Annotated in this window: 17 protein-coding genes and 1 tRNA gene; 6 read left to right on the top strand and 12 right to left on the bottom strand. The window is 54.3% G+C overall.

Annotated features, from left to right (window positions below; all coding sequences use genetic code 11):
• Nucleotides 1-55 precede the first annotated feature (55 nt).
• Nucleotides 56-700, top strand: coding sequence for a YtjB family periplasmic protein (locus RTX30_RS04150; protein ID WP_312687109.1), 645 nt, complete (start codon nt 56-58; stop codon nt 698-700).
• Between the two features lie 50 nt (nt 701-750).
• On the top strand, nt 751-1,767 hold the full coding sequence (gene lplA, locus RTX30_RS04145) for a lipoate--protein ligase LplA (RefSeq protein ID WP_312687107.1): 1,017 nt from the start codon (nt 751-753) through the stop codon (nt 1,765-1,767).
• An 84-nt stretch (nt 1,768-1,851) separates the two neighbouring features.
• Here lplA and deoD read toward each other — a convergent pair whose 3' ends face one another.
• The 4 genes from deoD to deoC all read right to left on the bottom strand — a co-directional run bounded on the left by deoD (nt 1,852) and on the right by deoC (nt 6,108).
• Nucleotides 1,852-2,571, bottom strand: coding sequence for a purine-nucleoside phosphorylase (deoD, locus tag RTX30_RS04140; RefSeq protein ID WP_312687105.1), 720 nt, complete (start codon nt 2,569-2,571; stop codon nt 1,852-1,854).
• A 62-nt stretch (nt 2,572-2,633) separates the two neighbouring features.
• Nucleotides 2,634-3,857, bottom strand: a complete 1,224-nt coding sequence (deoB, locus tag RTX30_RS04135; protein WP_312687103.1) for a phosphopentomutase — start codon at nt 3,855-3,857, stop codon at nt 2,634-2,636.
• Between the two features lie 51 nt (nt 3,858-3,908).
• Nucleotides 3,909-5,231 (bottom strand): thymidine phosphorylase, encoded by a 1,323-nt coding sequence (gene deoA / locus RTX30_RS04130; RefSeq protein ID WP_312687101.1) that lies wholly within the window; start codon nt 5,229-5,231, stop codon nt 3,909-3,911.
• A gap of 97 nt (nt 5,232-5,328) precedes the next feature.
• The gene (deoC, locus tag RTX30_RS04125; protein ID WP_312687099.1) at nt 5,329-6,108 is read right to left on the bottom strand and encodes a deoxyribose-phosphate aldolase; all 780 of its coding nucleotides are present in this window, start codon (nt 6,106-6,108) and stop codon (nt 5,329-5,331) included.
• A gap of 252 nt (nt 6,109-6,360) precedes the next feature.
• On the opposite strand from deoC, the gene RTX30_RS04120 reads away from it, so the two are divergent.
• Nucleotides 6,361-7,911, top strand: coding sequence for a YjjI family glycine radical enzyme (locus RTX30_RS04120; RefSeq protein WP_312687468.1), 1,551 nt, complete (start codon nt 6,361-6,363; stop codon nt 7,909-7,911).
• Nucleotides 7,883-8,746, top strand: coding sequence for a YjjW family glycine radical enzyme activase (locus tag RTX30_RS04115; RefSeq protein WP_312687097.1), 864 nt, complete (start codon nt 7,883-7,885; stop codon nt 8,744-8,746). The genes RTX30_RS04120 and RTX30_RS04115 overlap by 29 nt, the downstream gene beginning before the upstream one ends.
• Here RTX30_RS04115 and RTX30_RS04110 read toward each other — a convergent pair.
• The 8 genes from RTX30_RS04110 to RTX30_RS04075 all read right to left on the bottom strand — a co-directional run bounded on the left by RTX30_RS04110 (nt 8,735) and on the right by RTX30_RS04075 (nt 15,190).
• Nucleotides 8,735-9,517 (bottom strand): metal-dependent hydrolase, encoded by a 783-nt coding sequence (locus RTX30_RS04110; protein WP_312687095.1) that lies wholly within the window; start codon nt 9,515-9,517, stop codon nt 8,735-8,737. The genes RTX30_RS04115 and RTX30_RS04110 overlap by 12 nt on opposite strands.
• Nucleotides 9,514-10,578, bottom strand: a complete 1,065-nt coding sequence (locus tag RTX30_RS04105; protein ID WP_312687094.1) for a patatin family protein — start codon at nt 10,576-10,578, stop codon at nt 9,514-9,516. Before RTX30_RS04105 ends, RTX30_RS04110 begins: the two co-directional genes overlap by 4 nt.
• A 120-nt stretch (nt 10,579-10,698) precedes the next feature.
• Nucleotides 10,699-10,860: a DUF1328 domain-containing protein gene (locus RTX30_RS04100; protein WP_007373037.1), complete on the bottom strand. Its 162-nt coding sequence runs from the start codon at nt 10,858-10,860 to the stop codon at nt 10,699-10,701.
• 129 nt (nt 10,861-10,989) lie between these two features.
• The gene (osmY, locus tag RTX30_RS04095; protein WP_312687092.1) at nt 10,990-11,607 is read right to left on the bottom strand and encodes a molecular chaperone OsmY; all 618 of its coding nucleotides are present in this window, start codon (nt 11,605-11,607) and stop codon (nt 10,990-10,992) included.
• Between the two features lie 383 nt (nt 11,608-11,990).
• Complete coding sequence (prfC, locus tag RTX30_RS04090) at nt 11,991-13,580, bottom strand: peptide chain release factor 3 (protein WP_312687089.1); 1,590 nt, start codon at nt 13,578-13,580, stop codon at nt 11,991-11,993.
• Between the two features lie 91 nt (nt 13,581-13,671).
• Entirely contained in the window at nt 13,672-14,349 is a 678-nt protein-coding gene (gene yjjG / locus RTX30_RS04085) for a pyrimidine 5'-nucleotidase (protein ID WP_312687087.1), read from the bottom strand.
• A gap of 18 nt (nt 14,350-14,367) precedes the next feature.
• Nucleotides 14,368-14,808, bottom strand: coding sequence for a ribosomal protein S18-alanine N-acetyltransferase (gene rimI / locus RTX30_RS04080; RefSeq protein ID WP_312687084.1), 441 nt, complete (start codon nt 14,806-14,808; stop codon nt 14,368-14,370).
• Nucleotides 14,777-15,190, bottom strand: coding sequence for a DNA polymerase III subunit psi (locus RTX30_RS04075; RefSeq protein WP_312687082.1), 414 nt, complete (start codon nt 15,188-15,190; stop codon nt 14,777-14,779). Before RTX30_RS04075 ends, rimI begins: the two co-directional genes overlap by 32 nt.
• 261 nt (nt 15,191-15,451) lie before the next feature.
• On the opposite strand from RTX30_RS04075, the gene rsmC reads away from it, so the two are divergent.
• Nucleotides 15,452-16,480 (top strand): 16S rRNA (guanine(1207)-N(2))-methyltransferase RsmC, encoded by a 1,029-nt coding sequence (gene rsmC, locus RTX30_RS04070; protein WP_312687081.1) that lies wholly within the window; start codon nt 15,452-15,454, stop codon nt 16,478-16,480.
• A 167-nt stretch (nt 16,481-16,647) separates the two neighbouring features.
• Nucleotides 16,648-16,734: transfer RNA gene (locus tag RTX30_RS04065), tRNA-Leu, on the top strand.
• Nucleotides 16,735-16,761 lie beyond the last annotated feature (27 nt).

Genomic DNA, 16,761 nt, shown 5'->3' with positions numbered 1-16,761 from the left:
CCTTGTAACCAGCGCTTCTGGCAACATTAAGCCTCAAATTTTCAACAGGTGGAATATGGCTCGCGCAAAACTTAAATTTCGGCTGCATCGCGCAGTGACCGTTCTCATCTGTCTGGCATTGCTGGTGGCGCTCATGCAGGGCGCGTCCTGGTTTAGTCAAAACCACCAGCGCCAGCGTAATCCGCAACTGGAAGAACTGGCACGAACGCTGGCGCGCCAGGTAACGTTGAACCTGGCACCGTTAATGCGTACCGAAACGCCGGATGAAAAACGCATCGACATTGTGCTGCGCCAGTTAACAGAAGAGAGCCGCATTCTTGATGCCGGCGTGTACGATGCGCAAGGCGATCTGATTGCCCGCTCAGGCGAAAGCATTGATGTGCGCGACCGTCTGGCGCTGGATGGCAAAAAAGCCGGTGGCTATTTTAATCAGCAAATCGTCGAACCCATTCAGGGCAAAAGCGGCCCGCTGGGATATTTGCGGCTAACGCTCGATACCCATACTCTGGCAACGGAAGCAAAGCAGGTGGATAACACCACCAATATTCTGCGCCTGATGTTGCTGTTATCGCTGGCGCTGGGTGTGATTCTGGCGCGCACCCTGTTGCAGGGTAAACGCACCCGCTGGCAGCAATCCCCTTTCCTGCTGACGGCCAATAAACCAGTGCCGGAAGAGGAAGAGCACGAAAAGAAAGAGTAACCCCGGCGCTCCCGGTAAGATAACTGAAGGTTACAGAAAGGAAATCTACTATGTCGACGCTTCGTCTGCTTATCTCTGACTCGTACGATCCCTGGTTTAATCTGGCGGTTGAGGAATGCATTTTCCGCCAGATGCCCGCCACCCAGCGCGTGCTGTTCTTGTGGCGTAATGCCGATACCGTTGTGATCGGGCGGGCACAGAATCCGTGGAAAGAGTGCAACACCCGGCGCATGGAGGAAGATAACGTGCGGCTGGCCCGCAGAAGCAGCGGCGGCGGCGCGGTATTCCACGATCTCGGTAATACCTGCTTTACCTTTATGGCCGGGAAACCGGAATACGACAAAACCATTTCGACGGCGATTGTCCTCAATGCGTTGAACGCACTGGGCGTGACCGCAGAAGCCTCCGGCCGTAATGATCTGGTGGTGAAAACAACGCAAGGCGATCGCAAAGTGTCCGGGTCGGCGTACCGCGAGACGAAAGATCGCGGTTTCCACCATGGCACACTGCTACTGAATGCCGATCTCAGCCGCCTGGCAGATTACCTCAATCCGGACCAGAAAAAACTGCAAGCCAAAGGCATTACCTCGGTGCGAGGGCGGGTCGCCAACCTGGTGGAGCTGCTGCCGGGAATGACTCACGAGCAGGTTTGCCAGGCTGTCACTGAGGCTTTTTTTGCTTACTACGGTGAGCGTGTCGACGCAGAGGTGATCTCGCCGGCCAACACACCGGATTTACCAAACTTCGCCGAAACCTTTGCCCGCCAGAGCAGTTGGGAGTGGAATTTTGGCCAGGCGCCTGCATTTAGCCACCTGCTGGATGAACGTTTTAGCTGGGGCGGCGTGGAGCTGCATTTCGATGTCGAGAAAGGGCATATCACCCGCACGCAAGTGTTTACCGATAGCCTGAACCCGGCACCGCTGGAAGCGCTGGCTGCTCGTTTACAGGGCTGTCTCTACCGGGCGGATATGCTGGCGCAGGCATGTGACGCGCTGCAGGTTGATTTTCCCGAACAAGAACAGGAGCTACGCCAGCTTTCCGCGTGGGTTGCCGGCGCGGTGCGTTAACGGTCTCAGACAGAGATGCCCTGCACGTAAACAGATCAATGAAGTGATAAAAAAGGGCAGAGAAACTGCCCTTTGAAGAGAGAATTACGCTTTGTCGCCCAGCAGGACAGATTCCAGCGCAATCTTGATCATGTCGTTGAACGTGGTCTGACGCTCCGCAGCGGTGGTCTGTTCATGGGTGCGGATATGGTCGGAAACGGTGCAAATAGTCAGCGCTTTCGCACCAAACTCTGCCGCCACGCCATAGATACCCGCCGCTTCCATTTCTACACCCAGCACGCCATATTTTTCCATCACGTCGAACATTTCACCGTCCGGGGAGTAGAACAGGTCGGCAGAGAACAGGTTGCCCACGCGCGCATCCACACCCAGCGCTTTTGCCGCGTCAACCGCGTTACGTACCATGTCAAAATCAGCAATCGCTGCAAAATCATGATCTTTGAAACGAATGCGATTCACTTTGGAATCGGTGCATGCGCCCATGCCAATCACGACATCACGCAGTTTCACATCCATACGCACAGCACCGCAGGAACCCACGCGGATGATTTTCTTCACGCCGAACTCGGTAATGAGCTCTTTGGTGTAAATAGAGCAGGACGGAATGCCCATACCGTGGCCCATTACAGAGATTTTGCGGCCTTTATAGGTACCGGTGTAACCCAGCATGCCGCGTACATTGTTTACTTCGCGGTAATCTTCGAGGAAAGTTTCAGCAATATGCTTCGCGCGCAGCGGGTCGCCGGGCATCAGCACTACGTCAGCGAAATCGCCCATTTCTGCATTAATGTGTGGGGTAGCCATCGTCTATTCCTTTATATCGTTGTCGTAAAACGGAAAGGGCGGGAAACTCCCGCCCAAAATCATCAGAACATGGCCTTGCCATATTCCATATCAGACACACCGAAGTATTTGGCGATTGTCTGGCCAATATCCGCGAACGTCTCACGGTGGCCCAACGAACCGGGTTTCACTTTTGGACCGTAAACCAGTACCGGAATATGCTCACGCGTATGGTCTGTGCCTTTCCAGGTCGGATCGCAGCCATGGTCAGCGGTGAGGATCAGAATGTCGTCTTCACCGACCAATTCCATCAACTCCGGCAGACGACGGTCAAACAGTTCCAGACCGCCCGCATAGCCCGCCACATCGCGGCGATGGCCCCATGATGAGTCAAAATCAACGAAGTTAGTAAAGACAATCGTCTTATCACCCGCTTCTTTCATCTCTTTCACGGTAGCGTCGAACAGTGCATCCAGCCCGGTGGCTTTCACCTTTTTGGTGATACCGCAGTTCGCATAGATATCGGCAATTTTACCGACAGAAACCACCTGCCCCGCTTTTTCATCCACCAGTTTTTGCAATACCGTGGCTGATGGCGGTTCAACGGCCAGATCATGGCGGTTGCCGGTACGCTGGAAGTTACCCGCTTTATCACCGACAAACGGGCGCGCAATGACACGACCGATGTTGTAACCCCCTTCGGTCAGCTCTTCACGGGCGATTTCGCACAACTCATACAGCTTATCCAGACCAAACGTCTCTTCATGGCAGGCAATCTGGAATACCGAATCCGCCGAGGTGTAGAAGATCGGCTTGCCGGTTTTCATATGCTCTTCGCCAAGCTGGTCGAGGATCACCGTACCAGAGGAGTGGCAGTTGCCGAGATAACCCGGCAGATTAGCGCGCGCCACCAGTTTATCCAACAGCGCCTGCGGGAAGCTGTTTTCGGTGTCGCTGAAGTAGCCCCAGTCAAATAACACCGGTACACCGGCAATTTCCCAGTGGCCTGACGGGGTATCTTTACCCGACGAGAGTTCATGCGCCCATGCGTAAGCGCCAATAATATCGGCGTTGGCGTCCATCCCGGCAGGGATGAAACCGGCCGCACCTTCATGCGCCTTCGCCAGACCCAGACGGGTCAGATTCGGTAAGTTCAGCGGACCGTGACGACCGGTATTTGCTTCACCTTTAGCACAGGCTTCTGCAATGTGGCCGAGGGTATCGGAACCCACGTCGCCAAAGCGCTCCGCGTCTTCCGTCGCGCCGATGCCGAACGAGTCGAGCACCATAATAAATGCACGTTTCATATGTTCTCCGTACCTTGTGCTTTGTAAAAAAGCGATCAGATCAGTATATCGCTATTCGGTGATGCGGCGATAGACTGTTGGTGTCTCTTTTGGTGCGTTGTCACCTACCACAATCGCGGCTTTTACCGCTTTTGCCGCATCCTGCCAGCTGGCTTCGTCTTTCGCATGGATCACCGCAAGCGGGCGTTGGCCATCAACACTGTCCCCCAGGCGCGCCATCCCGGTAAAACCGACGCTGTAATCAATGCTGTCTGTCGCCTGACGGCGGCCACCGCCCATTGATACCACCGCCATCCCCAGCGCACGGGTATCCATGGCGGTAATAAAGCCTTCCTGATCCGCATATACCGCTTTGCTCAGCGTCGCGGTCGGCAAATAGTGGTCGTAGTTTTCGACAAAATCCGTTGGGCCTTTTTGTGCCGCCACCATACGGCCAAAAATTTCCGCCGCCTTACCGTTATCCAGCACCGTCTGCAATTTTGCCCGCGCTTCATGGTCATCTTTCGCCAGCTTGCCGGAAATCAACATCTCAACACAGAGTGCCATGGTGACGTCCAACAAGCGCGGGTTACGGTATTCGCCCGTCAGGAATTGTACGGCTTCGCGCACTTCAACGGCGTTGCCCGCGCTGGATGCCAGCACCTGGTTCATATCTGTCAGCAATGCGGTGGTTCGTACACCTGCGCCATTGGCCACGCCAACGATCGCTTCAGCTAGCTGTTCAGAAAGGGCGTAGGTCGGCATAAATGCCCCGCTGCCCACTTTCACATCCATGACCAGCGCATCCAGCCCTTCCGCCAGTTTTTTGGCGAGGATCGATGCCGTTATCAGCGGGATGGAGTCCACCGTTGCGGTAATGTCGCGGGTGGCATAAAAACGTTTGTCTGCCGGTGCCAGCGAGTTGGTCTGGCCAATAATCGCCACACCCACCTCTTTAATAATCTCGCGGAAGCGACTGTCCTGCGGGAAAATGTCAAAACCAGGGATCGCTTCCAGTTTATCGAGCGTACCGCCTGTATGACCGAGTCCGCGCCCGGAAATCATAGGGATATAGCCACCGCAAGCCGCCACCATCGGGCCCAGCATTAACGAAGTCACATCGCCCACACCGCCAGTAGAGTGTTTATCGACTACCGGGCCGTTAAGATCGAGATGCTTCCAGTCCAGCACAGTGCCGGAATCCCGCATCGCCATGGTCAGCGAGACGCGCTCAGGCATGATCATATCGTGGAAGAAAATGGTCATTGCCAGCGCAGCTATTTGCCCTTCGGACACAGTGTTATCGCGAATTCCATTGATAAAAAAACGGATTTCTTCATCACTCAGTGCGAGACCATCGCGTTTTTTTCGAATAATTTCTTGAGCGAGAAACAAGGTAACCCCCTGAGGAAAGATACGGCCGGGCACCAGAACAGGCCCGGCGAAACATGGGTTAAGTCAGCCTGATAAGCAACACGCTATCAGACCATTATTAGTAGCTGCTCGCGCTCTTACCGTCGCCATGGCCCAGCGCTTTCAGCAGGCTCGCCAGCAGGCTGGACGCGCCAAAACGGTAGTGACGGGCATCGGCCCAGTCAGCACCTAATAATTCATCAGCAATAGCCAGGTACTGCTGTGCATCTTCCGCGCTGCGCACACCGCCTGCGGGTTTGAAGCCCACCGATTTTTCCACCCCCATATCACGGATCACTTCCAGCATGATGCGTGCGCTCTCTGGCGTCGCATTGACCGCCACTTTACCGGTCGAGGTTTTGATGAAATCCGCCCCTGCTTTGATGGCGATTTCAGACGCTTTACGGATCAGCGCCTCTTCTTTCAGTTCACCGGTTTCGATGATCACTTTCAGCAACACGCTGGCCGCAGCGCAGGCCTCTTTGCAGGCTTTTACCAGATCAAAACCTACCTGCTCGTTACCGGCAATCAGGGCGCGGTACGGGAAGACCACATCCACTTCATCGGCACCGTAAGCGATCGCCGCGCGGGTTTCCGCCAGCGCGATTTCAATGTCGTCGTTACCGTGCGGGAAGTTGGTTACCGTCGCAATACGTACATCCGGCGTACCCTGCGCGTTCAGCGTCTTACGTGCAATCGGAATAAAACGTGGATAAATACAGATTGCCGCCGTGTTGCCGACGGGCGTTTTCGCCTGATGGCACAGGGCGATGACTTTCTCGTTAGTGTCATCGTCGTTCAGGGTGGTCAGGTCCATCAGTTTTAATGCACGCAGGCTGCTTGCAGTTAAATCAGTCATAATCTCTCCGACGGCTCATTGCCGATTTCTTGTTCGGGTCTGTTACTATTCTAACATTAACCCACCGTTACACTTCGACACCCATCACAGTTAATGAAAACTTAATTCACGTTTGCAAAACCATAATGAGACATTTATCAAATTTTTAGCTTCAATCTGCCGGTAATCGCCCGGGGAGCCACGCGGATCAAAAAGGGAGGCGCCCCGTCCTGCATACACTCCTCTTCCCCGTAAGGAACAAGAGGAACAATGATGTCCATATCTGTTGATCCCTTTTTGCTGTCGCGCTGCCAGCAGATAGTCACCAGCCCGACGCTGACCCCGGAACAGAAGCGCCATTTTCTGGCGCTGGAGGCGGAAAACAGCCTGCCGTATCCGGCCCTGCCAGAAGCCGCGCGCGCCGCGCTTGATAAGGGCGCGGTCTGCGATATGTTCGAAGGCCATGCCCCGTACAAACCACGCTATGTCCTGCCGGATTACGCCAAATTTCTCGCGAATGGCTCCGCGTGGCTGGAGCTGGAAGGTGCCAGTGACCTGGATGATGCCTTGTCGATGCTGACCATCCTCTATCACCATGTGCCTTCCGTCACTGCAATGCCGGTCTACCTCGGACAACTGGATGCGTTGCTACAACCGTATGTTAGAATTTTAACACAAGAAGAAATCGATATCCGAATAAAACGTTTCTGGCGCTATCTCGACCGCACACTGCCCGATGCGTTTATGCATGCGAACATTGGCCCGTTTGATGGCCCTGTTACGCGTGCCATATTGCGAGCCGACGCAGAGTTGAAGCAGGTTGCGCCCAATCTCACCTTTATTTACGATCCGCAAATTACGCCAGATGATCTGCTGCTCGAAGTCGCGCGTAATATCTGCTCATGCAGTAAACCCCACATCGCTAACGGCCCGATGCATGATAATATTTTCACAAAAGGCGGCTATGGCATTGTCAGTTGTTACAACTCGCTGCCCCTCGGCGGGGGCGGCAGCACACTGGTGCGGCTTAATCTGAAAGTCATTGCTGAAGGCAGTGACTCGCTGGAGGATTTTTTCACGCACCAGTTACCGCATTACTGCCGCCAGCAAATGGCAGTTATCAATGCCCGCTGCGACTTCCTCTATCAAGAATCAGGTTTCTTTGAGCATAGCTTCCTGGTCCGGGAAGGTCTGATCGATGCCGATCGTTTTGTGCCCATGTTTGGCCTGTTCGGGCTGGCTGAAGCAGTAAATATTCTTTGTGATAAAGCCGGGTCCGGAGCACGCTACGGCAAAGATGAACAGGCAAATGCGATCGGCTACCGTATCAGCGAAGCCCTTGCAACATTCGTCGATAACACGCCAGTGAACTATGGCTGGCGGCAGCGCGCCATGCTGCATGCACAGTCGGGGATCAGTTCAGATATCGGCACAACGCCGGGCGCACGTCTGCCCTATGGCGATGAGCCGGATCCGATCACACATCTCCTTACCGTGGCACCGCATCACGCCTGGTACAGTGCCGGGATCAGCGATATTTTGACCCTCGACGAAACCATCAAACGCAACCCGCAGGCGCTGGTTCAGCTCTGCCTCGGGGCCTTTAAGGCTGGTATGCGAGAGTTTACCGCCAACATCGCGGGTAACGATCTTGTGCGGGTAACCGGTTATATGGTGCGTCTTTCGGATCTGGAGAAATTCCGTGCCGCGGGATCGCGCACCAATACCACCTGGCTCGGTGAAGAGGCAGCGCGCAACACCCACATTCTTGAGCGGCAACCCCGTGTGATAAGCCATGAACAGCAAATGCGCTTTCGTCAGTAAGCTCATTCCCTTTTCGTGCGTAGACGGTCCGGGAAGCAGACTGGCGCTGTTCTTACAGGGCTGCAATATGCGCTGCAAGAACTGCCATAACCCGTGGACCATTGGGCGTTGCAATCACTGTGGTGAATGTGTGCCCACTTGCCCGAATAAGGCATTAACGCTGACGGGCAGGCAGGTCATCTGGCAGGCGCATCATTGCCAGCAGTGTGATACCTGCCTGCATGTGTGCCCGCAACAAGCCACACCAATGGCACAGCCGATGTCAGTGGCAATGGTACTGGCACAGATCCGCAAAACAGCGCCCTTTATTGAAGGCATCACCGTCAGCGGCGGTGAAGCCACGCTGCAGTTACCCTTTTTGCACGCGCTGTTTACCGCCATACACGATGATCCACAACTTCGGCATCTGAGCTGCCTGGTGGACAGCAACGGTCTGCTCAGTGAAACCGGCTGGCGTAGATTGTTACCGGTTTGCCACGGCGCGATGATCGATCTGAAAGCCTGGACAAGTGAGCTGCATCGCTATCTTACCGGGCGGGACAACCGGCAGGTAAAAGAGAGCCTGCGTCTGCTGGCGGCGGAGCATAAACTGGCGGAGCTACGTTTATTGTTGATCCCTGAGCACAGCGATTATCTGGCACATATAGATGCGCTGGCGGCGTTCATTGGTGAGCTTGGGGAGGTGCCGGTGCGTCTGAATGCGTTCCATGCCCATGGCGTGTTCGGCGAGGCCCAAAACTGGCGTAGCGCCACGTCAGAAGACATTGAACCGCTGGCGGAGGCGCTGGAAGAGCGTGGAGTTAGAACCGTACTTCGACCAGCGCTATACCTGTAATGCAAACAACTGACGTGTGTTTGCCAGCAATGCCTCAGCAATGTCTTCTGCGGGTTCCGGGCGCAGTTCACACAGCGTTGTAAAGACGCGAGCGGCTTGTTCCGGCCGGTTGGGCTGACCCTGAAAACCGTTTAACGGCATATCCGGCGCGTCCGTTTCCAGTAACAGCGCGGAAAGCGGCAGCTGCGCCATTACATCACGGGTTTTACTCGCTCGGGGGTAAGTAATCGTGCCGCCCACGCCAATGCAGTAGCCCAGCTCAACAAAACGTTGTGCTTGCTGCAGGCTGCCGGCGAAACCGTGTACCACGCCTTTGCGCGGCAAATCATGCTTTTTCAGGTGCATCGCCAGTTTGTCGTGGGTTCGACGAGAGTGAAGGATGACCGGTAAGTCATAGCGCTTCGCCAGTTTCAGCTGCGCATCCAGTAACTGTTGCTGGCGTTCAAACTGCGGATCCTCACGGTAGAGATCGAGGCCGATCTCACCAATCGCGACCACGGCATCGGCTTGTGCGGCCAGGCACTCCTGGAGAATATCCAGACTTTCTCCGTTATGTTCCTCAATCACGATGGGATGCAAACCCAGCGCGGCATAAAGCGCAGCGTGCTGGCGGGCTAAATCACAAACGCGCTCAAAATAACGGGCCGCAATGGCCGGCACGATGATCTGCCCGACGCCCGCAGCAGCGGCACGGGCAATGCTGGCGGTTTCATCTCCGGAGAAGGGAGGGAAATCAAAATGACAATGGGTGTCGATAAAGCGAAAACTCACGCCGTATCCTCTTTATTGATTGGCAAATCGTTAGCCTGCGGCGCAATGACCAGCGGCGTATCCAGCGCATCGTTAGCCACCGGCGCAGGAGGCACAACCCGGGTTGCCAGAAGCGGCGGATGGCGTACCAGTGGCGGAGTTTGTGCCAGTAATTTACCCACTGTCGCCAGAAAATAACGCCCGCACAGTCGCCCAATTTTATAGTCATCACGCAGCGCGGGAACACGGCTCCCCAACGCCATACTGTTCAGTATCTTAGGAGGATAGATCTCAAAAATACGCAGCTTACCCGGCGGGGTTTCGATGAATTTTTGAATGGCTAAATAACTTTTTTCATGGTGCTGCACCAGGTTAACCAGCGGTTGCAGACTGCTCTCCCCCAGCCAGCGTTCCATGCGTTTAAACCACTGCGGCGTATAATACATTTGCGACGGTACCGTGCGGATCACCACAATGGTTTTTGCCCCGCGTTTAGCCGCTTCCTGCACCGGAATGGCATCGCTGACGCCGCCGTCCAGATAGTTGATACCCTCCAGTGAGACGCCCGGTCGGTAAAAACCGGGGATCGCACTCGAAGCCCGAATTAAGTCCAGCCAGGTTTGGTGCGTCGGCGCGAAATACTCTGCCGTGTAGTCATCCTGCCGGCAGGCGCACATGTAAAACGCTTTGCCGCCCTCAAAGGCGCGCGCAGCGGTGTCCATCGCCAGTGGCATTTTGCTTGCGGTTGATTCTACCAGCCAGTCAAGGTCTATCAGGTTGCCACCGCGGACAAACCGCACCGGGTCAAAAAAATCGCGCTGCGTCGTGTAACGCATAATCACTTTACGGGCATAACCGGGCTGGTTACAGACATAAGCTGACAGGTTTTGCGCGCCCGCAGAAGTTCCAAAATAGAGCTCGAAAGGGTTAAATTCTGCGCGCATAAATTCATCCAGCACCCCGGCGGTAAAAATGCCACGCTGGCCGCCACCTTCGCACACCAGCGCGAGGCGACCAGGCCGAAATGGTTTTAACGCCAGCGGCGCAATATTGCCGAGCGTTACGGGAATATACTGCCCCACGCTGCTTTCCTTTCAGAAACGTCATGCCTGACAAAGTAACGTAATTTATAGTCCGCTGAAACAGCAAAGCCAGTCACGAGGACTGGCTTTAATGTAACCGAAGTTTAAGCGTGTTATTCGCTATGGACGCCGACGACCCATAAACAGGCTCACCAGGAACAGGATAATACCGACGATGAAGACAATTTTCGCGGCGCCTGCTGCCGTGCCTGCCAGGCCACCAAAGCCCAGAGCGGCGGCAATTAACGCGATAACCAGAAATATAATGCCCCAACGAAACATAAGACTCTCCTTTACCATAGTTAATGTCGACCGCTTACGGTGAGCGCTCAGGATGCTCACCCGCGTGATTTTCCCGGTACGTGCTTGTCATATCCGGCAACAGCCGGGCAGTGACGTTTTCAGGATCTGTTACTTAACTTTGAGATCGTTTTTCACGCTCTTCACACCATCAATGGCTTTGGCGATGCTTTCAGCGCGTTCACTTTGAGCTTGTGAATCAACGGTACCCGACAACTGGACAACGCCGTCTGTGGTTTCCACTTTAACCTTACGGGAAGGGACCACATCGTCGGCCAGCAGTTTGGCTTTGATTTCACTGGTTGTGGCGGTGTCACCCGCGTAACCTTTTACTGACTGGGATTTTCCGTCACGTACATGCAGCTTGTCGCTGACGGACGCTACGCCCTCTACGCCTTTGGCGACAGAAACAGCCTGTTCAGCCTGCGCCTGGCTTTCTACAAAGCCGCTGAGCGTAACCACTTTCTTCTCGGTTTTGACGGAAATATCGGTGCTTTTAATGCTTTCATGATCCACCAGCGCCGCTTTTACCTTGGCGGTAATGGTGCTGTCATCCATGAAGCCACCGACTTTATTCATAGAACTATCGATTTTATCCCCTGCGCTGGACGCGGTGTTTTGCGCTTTGTCAGTGGTTGTCTCTGCTGCGAAAGCAGAACCACTCGCCAATACGGAACCCAACATTACAGCCAGCAGAGTTTTAGAAATCTTCAGTCTTGTCATAGTCATCGATGTCATTCCTATTGGTTTGCCCACAATTTGGGCTACAAGCAGCAACAATGGCTGCTCTACTGCGCGGTGATTGTCACCCAGTTCAGAAATCAATGGTTCCGGTCACAATACCGTCGCATCCCTTCTGATGCAGTTATTAATATCAACATGCAATGACAAAGGTGGATAAAAGACTATAAAACACGCAATGAACAGGACTTTTACCCACCCGATTTGTCATCACTTTGTTAAATATAGATCACAATCGCTAAAAAGCCTGGACAAGCGGTTAAAAAACGACCAATAAGCAGCAAAACGCGCGGTTTTAAGAACTTTCCGCAACAGGCTAATAAGACAGGAAAAGTGACGGAGCACGGCGTGTGCCGCGCTCCGGAGAAGGATTAATGCTCGCGGGTTTTGTGGAAGGTGACTTCAGGGTAACGTTCCTGGGTCAGGTTCAGGTTCACCATCGTCGGAGCGATATACGTCAGGTTGTCGCCGCCGTCGAGAGCCAGCTGAATTTCGTTCTTCCGCTTAAACTCTTCGAACTTTTTCACGTCTGTGCTCTCAACCCAACGCGCGGTAGCCACGTTTACGGATTCGTACACGGCTTCAACGTTGTACTCGCTTTTCAGACGCGCAACGACCACATCAAACTGCAGCACACCAACCGCCCCCACAATCAGATCGTTATTGGAGACAGGACGGAACACCTGTACGGCCCCCTCCTCTGAGAGCTGTACCAGACCTTTTAGCAGTTGCTTCTGCTTCAGCGGGTCGCGCAGACGAATGCGGCGGAACAGTTCCGGAGCAAAGTTGGGGATGCCGGTGAACTTCATCATTTCACCCTGAGTAAAGGTGTCGCCAATCTGGATAGTGCCGTGGTTGTGCAGACCGATGATATCGCCCGGATACGCTTCTTCAACGTGCGAACGGTCACCTGCCATAAACGTCAGCGCATCAGAAATCACCACGTCTTTACCGGTACGAACCTGGCGCAGTTTCATACCTTTTTCATAGCGGCCAGACACGACGCGCATAAATGCCACGCGGTCACGGTGCTTCGGATCCATGTTCGCCTGGATCTTAAACACAAAGCCGGTGAACTTCTCATCTGCGGCGGTCACTTCACGCGTATCGGTTTTCCGCGGCATCGGCGCAGGCGCCCACTCAACCAGGCCATCCAGCATATGATCGACACCAAAGTTACCCAATGCCGTACCAAAGAAGACTGGGGTGATTTCGCCGCTCAGAAACAACTCTTTGTCGAACTCATTGGACGCCCCCTGCACCAGCTCCAGCTCATCGCGTAACTGCTGCGCCAGGTCTTCACCAACAGCCTGGTCGAGCTCAGGGTTATTCAGCCCTTTAACGATACGCACGTCCTGAATGGTGTGACCTTTACCGGTCTGATAGAGGTAAGTTTCGTCTTTATAAAGGTGGTAAACGCCTTTAAAGAGTTTGCCGCAACCAATTGGCCAGGTGATCGGCGCGCAGGCGATTTTTAACTCATTTTCCACCTCATCCAGCAGCTCCATCGGATCGCGGATGTCACGGTCGAGTTTGTTCATAAAGGTGAGGATAGGCGTGTCGCGCAGGCGGGTCACTTCCATCAGTTTACGCGTCCTGTCTTCAACACCTTTTGCGGCATCAATCACCATCAGACAGCAGTCCACCGCCGTCAGGGTACGATAGGTATCTTCCGAGAAGTCTTCGTGCCCTGGGGTGTCCAGCAGGTTAACCAGACAGGTTTTATACGGAAACTGCATAACAGAGGTGGTAATGGAGATACCACGTTGCTTTTCCATCTCCATCCAGTCGGATTTGGCGTGCTGGTTGGAGCCACGGCCTTTTACGGTACCTGCGGTCTGGATCGCCTGTCCGAACAACAACACTTTCTCGGTGATGGTGGTTTTACCGGCATCGGGGTGCGAGATGATAGCGAACGTACGGCGCTTCGCCACCTCTTGATAATAAGGAGACAACGTCATAATGAAATCTTCTGTGTAATTGCGCGACCTGAGGCCGCGCGATGAAATACGAAAAATGCGGCTATTGTACTCAACGGCTGAGTGCAGACAATCAATGTTTACACAGGAGTAGCTCCAGTTCGTTTAGAGAGGCGACGGTCCAGGTTGGGGTGATCCCCGCCGGCAACGCACGTTGGTGCGCATTTAGCCAGCAGGTCGACAGCCCGGCGTTGATGCCGCCCAGAATGTCTGATTCCGCTGTATCGCCCACCATCAATACGCGCGCGCGATCCGGGTTTCCGGCTTGCTCAAGCGCATAATTAAAGATCCTCGGGTCCGGTTTGGCGACGCCAACCTGTTCAGAAATCACCAATAAATCAAAATAGTCGCGAAGCCCCGTACGTTCCAGACGGATTTGCTGCAAGGCGGTAAACCCGTTGGTAATAATGCCCAGTTTGGCTTTGCCTTTCAGGCTGTTCAATAATGAAACGGCCCCCGGTAACGGCGCGCAGATTTCCGCCATTGCGTTGAGAAAGGCCTCGTTCAGCGCGCCGGCAGGTACATTCAGGCGCTCGGACCAGCCCTGAAAACGCCGATGCTGCAACTGCAGCGCATTGATGGCACCGTTCTGGTAATCCACCCACAAAGGTTTGTTAACAGACTGATATTCTACAAAATCCTGATCGGTGAATGTTACGCTATAGTCAAGAAACATCCGTTGTAAGCCACCGAACGCGTCGAACGTAAACAGCGTTTCGTCAGCATCAAACAGTATCCAGTCCCATTTCATTACATCACCTTTCTTCAATTAGAGGGGGAGCGCCATGATGATCGCATCCTCACGCCCAGTAGCCGTGGGGTAATAATTGCGGCGGATCGTCGCCTCGTTAAAGCCCAGGCTTTCATACAATGCAATAGCTGCTGTGTTGGAGGCGCGTACTTCGAGCCACAGTGTCAACACGTTACGCGCTTCCAGTTCGCGGATCAGGTGTTCCAGCAATTGTCGGCCTAAACCTTTGCGTTGCCAGGCTGGATCTACAGCGATATTGAATAGCGTCGCCTCATCCATTACGACCTGGGTAATGGCAAACGCCGCCATTTCATCTCCGACCATCAGTCGATAGTTGAGGTAACGTTCACCCTGGTTGCTGGCCAGTGTTTTCTCGCTCCAGGGGAACGCGTGCGCACGGGTTTCAATATGATAGGCGCGATCTAAGTCAGTCGTGCTGAGGGAAGAAATCGTGTTCATGTTCGCAGATTTGTTGCCATAACGCGGCACGCGCCGCAGGATTGCCGCGTAATTCTTCATACGAGGCCGTTGAGACTTGCGCCCCTGCCAGCGTCAGCGGCTCATTAATGCCAAGCAGCCAGCTGTTACATTGACTCTCCGGAGGCAGCATGGCAACGCGATCCGGCGTTAACTGCAGAACCTGATCCGCCGTAACAGTCAACGCACGCAGTACGTCGCTCACCAGCGGCTCAGTAAGCGCGGGGAGCGTTGGCGCCACCATCACCAGCCGGATATGCGCAGGCAGCGAAATGGCAATCTCGCCCTGCAACACCGCCGGGCGGCGCAAAGTCCACTGGGTAATGCCCAGTTGCTGTAATTGCCAGTCGCGTCGGGAAGTCATAACAAAGCACTCCTGTATGTCAGGCGCGCAAATATAGCAAACTCGACGCCTGTTCGCCATTAAGACGCAGCCAACAAAGAGGCAGCGTGAAGGATAACGTGCTTATACACAAAATCATTCGCGCTGTATCGAGGCGGCAAGGATAAGGATCCCCGGGCGCTTACACCTGTAAGTGACCGGGGTCCGCAGACGCAGCCAACAAAGAGGCAGCGTGAAGGATAACGTGTATAATCGCCGCCAGTATTTAACGAGGAACTCCCCATGTCTGCTTTTACTCCGGCAAGTGAAGTCTTGCTGCGCCACAGTGACGATTTCGAACCCAGCCGCATTCTTTTTGCTGGCGACTTGCAGGATGACCTGCCTGCCCGTCTGGATACCGCTGAAAGCCGTGCCTGGACACAACAGTTTCACCAATGGCAAACCTTAAGCTCACTAATGGGTGAACACGCACGTTACAGCCTGGTGGCGGATAGCGACACTGTCGGTGACTGCGATACGCTGGTTTACTATTGGCCGAAAAACAAGCCGGAAGCGCTGTTTCAGTTAATGAATTTGCTTTCATTGCTGCCGACAGGCAGTGATATTTTTGTCGTGGGTGAAAACCGCAGTGGGGTTCGCAGCGCTGAACAGATGCTGGCGGAATATTGCACGTTGAATAAAGTCGACAGCGCCCGCCGCTGCGGTCTGTATCATGGCCGCCTGGATAAAAACCCCGCCTTCGATCCGAACGGTTTTTGGGGCGAGTATGCATTGGGCAATCTGACCATTAAAACTTTGCCGGGTGTTTTCAGCCGCGACGGTCTGGACGTTGGCAGCCAGTTGTTGCTGTCGACGTTAACGCCACACACTAAAGGTAAAGTGCTGGATGTCGGTTGCGGTGCAGGCGTGCTGGCAGCAGTACTGGCAAGCCATTCACCCAAAGTTCGCCTGACGCTGTGTGATGTTTCCGCCCCGGCGGTCGAAGCCAGTCGCGCAACGCTAGCCGCCAATGGTTTTGAAGGCGACGTGTTTGCCAGCAACGTCTTCTCTGAAGTGAGCGGCCGCTTCGATATGATTATTTCGAACCCGCCATTCCATGATGGTTTGCAGACCAGTATGGAAGCTGCGCAGACCCTGATCCGCGGTGCCGTGCGCCACCTGAACAGCGGTGGTGAACTGCGTATCGTTGCTAACGCCTTCCTGCCCTATCCGGATGTGCTGGATCAGACCTTTGGCTTCCACGAGGTGATCGCGCAAACGGGTCGCTTTAAAGTCTACCGTACGGTCATGACGCGTCAGGCGTTGAAATAACCGCCTTACCCGGCAGGCGTAGCTTGCCGGGTGCCCCTTCTCTCGCGTAGCGAGCGCCCATTTTTACAGCAATCAACTGCAGTTGCTGTAATTAACTGTTGACGAAAAGCGTAAAACATCTAGAATGCGCCTCCGTGGTAACGATACTTCAATAGTGTCGATGGTATGCGAAGGTGGCGGAATTGGTAGACGCGCTAGCTTCAGGTGTTAGTGTCCTTACGGACGTGGGGGTTCAAGTCCCCCCCCTCGCACCATAATCCACGCAGATATCGCTCGCACTG

Origin of the sequence: Kosakonia sp. (genome assembly GCF_032052965.1) — a bacterium.
GTDB lineage: Bacteria > Pseudomonadota > Gammaproteobacteria > Enterobacterales > Enterobacteriaceae > Kosakonia.
This window is presented reverse-complemented; position numbering and strand designations above follow the sequence as displayed.

Bases quoted from the DNA above. Each gene is read 5' to 3' on its own strand.
- osmY (WP_312687092.1), bottom strand. From the start codon at position 11,607: ATGACTATGACAAGACTGAAGATTTCTAAAACTCTGCTGGCTGTAATG.
- RTX30_RS04100 (WP_007373037.1), bottom strand. From the start codon at position 10,860: ATGTTTCGTTGGGGCATTATATTTCTGGTTATCGCGTTAATTGCCGCC.
- deoD (WP_312687105.1), bottom strand. From the start codon at position 2,571: ATGGCTACCCCACACATTAATGCAGAAATGGGCGATTTCGCTGACGTA.
- rimI (WP_312687084.1), bottom strand. From the start codon at position 14,808: ATGAACACGATTTCTTCCCTCAGCACGACTGACTTAGATCGCGCCTAT.
- RTX30_RS04115 (WP_312687097.1), top strand. From the start codon at position 7,883: ATGAACAGCAAATGCGCTTTCGTCAGTAAGCTCATTCCCTTTTCGTGC.
- RTX30_RS04150 (WP_312687109.1), top strand. From the start codon at position 56: ATGGCTCGCGCAAAACTTAAATTTCGGCTGCATCGCGCAGTGACCGTT.
- rsmC (WP_312687081.1), top strand. From the start codon at position 15,452: ATGTCTGCTTTTACTCCGGCAAGTGAAGTCTTGCTGCGCCACAGTGAC.
- RTX30_RS04120 (WP_312687468.1), top strand. From the start codon at position 6,361: ATGTCCATATCTGTTGATCCCTTTTTGCTGTCGCGCTGCCAGCAGATA.
- deoB (WP_312687103.1), bottom strand. From the start codon at position 3,857: ATGAAACGTGCATTTATTATGGTGCTCGACTCGTTCGGCATCGGCGCG.
- yjjG (WP_312687087.1), bottom strand. From the start codon at position 14,349: ATGAAATGGGACTGGATACTGTTTGATGCTGACGAAACGCTGTTTACG.
- deoC (WP_312687099.1), bottom strand. From the start codon at position 6,108: ATGACTGATTTAACTGCAAGCAGCCTGCGTGCATTAAAACTGATGGAC.
- RTX30_RS04075 (WP_312687082.1), bottom strand. From the start codon at position 15,190: ATGACTTCCCGACGCGACTGGCAATTACAGCAACTGGGCATTACCCAG.
- lplA (WP_312687107.1), top strand. From the start codon at position 751: ATGTCGACGCTTCGTCTGCTTATCTCTGACTCGTACGATCCCTGGTTT.
- prfC (WP_312687089.1), bottom strand. From the start codon at position 13,580: ATGACGTTGTCTCCTTATTATCAAGAGGTGGCGAAGCGCCGTACGTTC.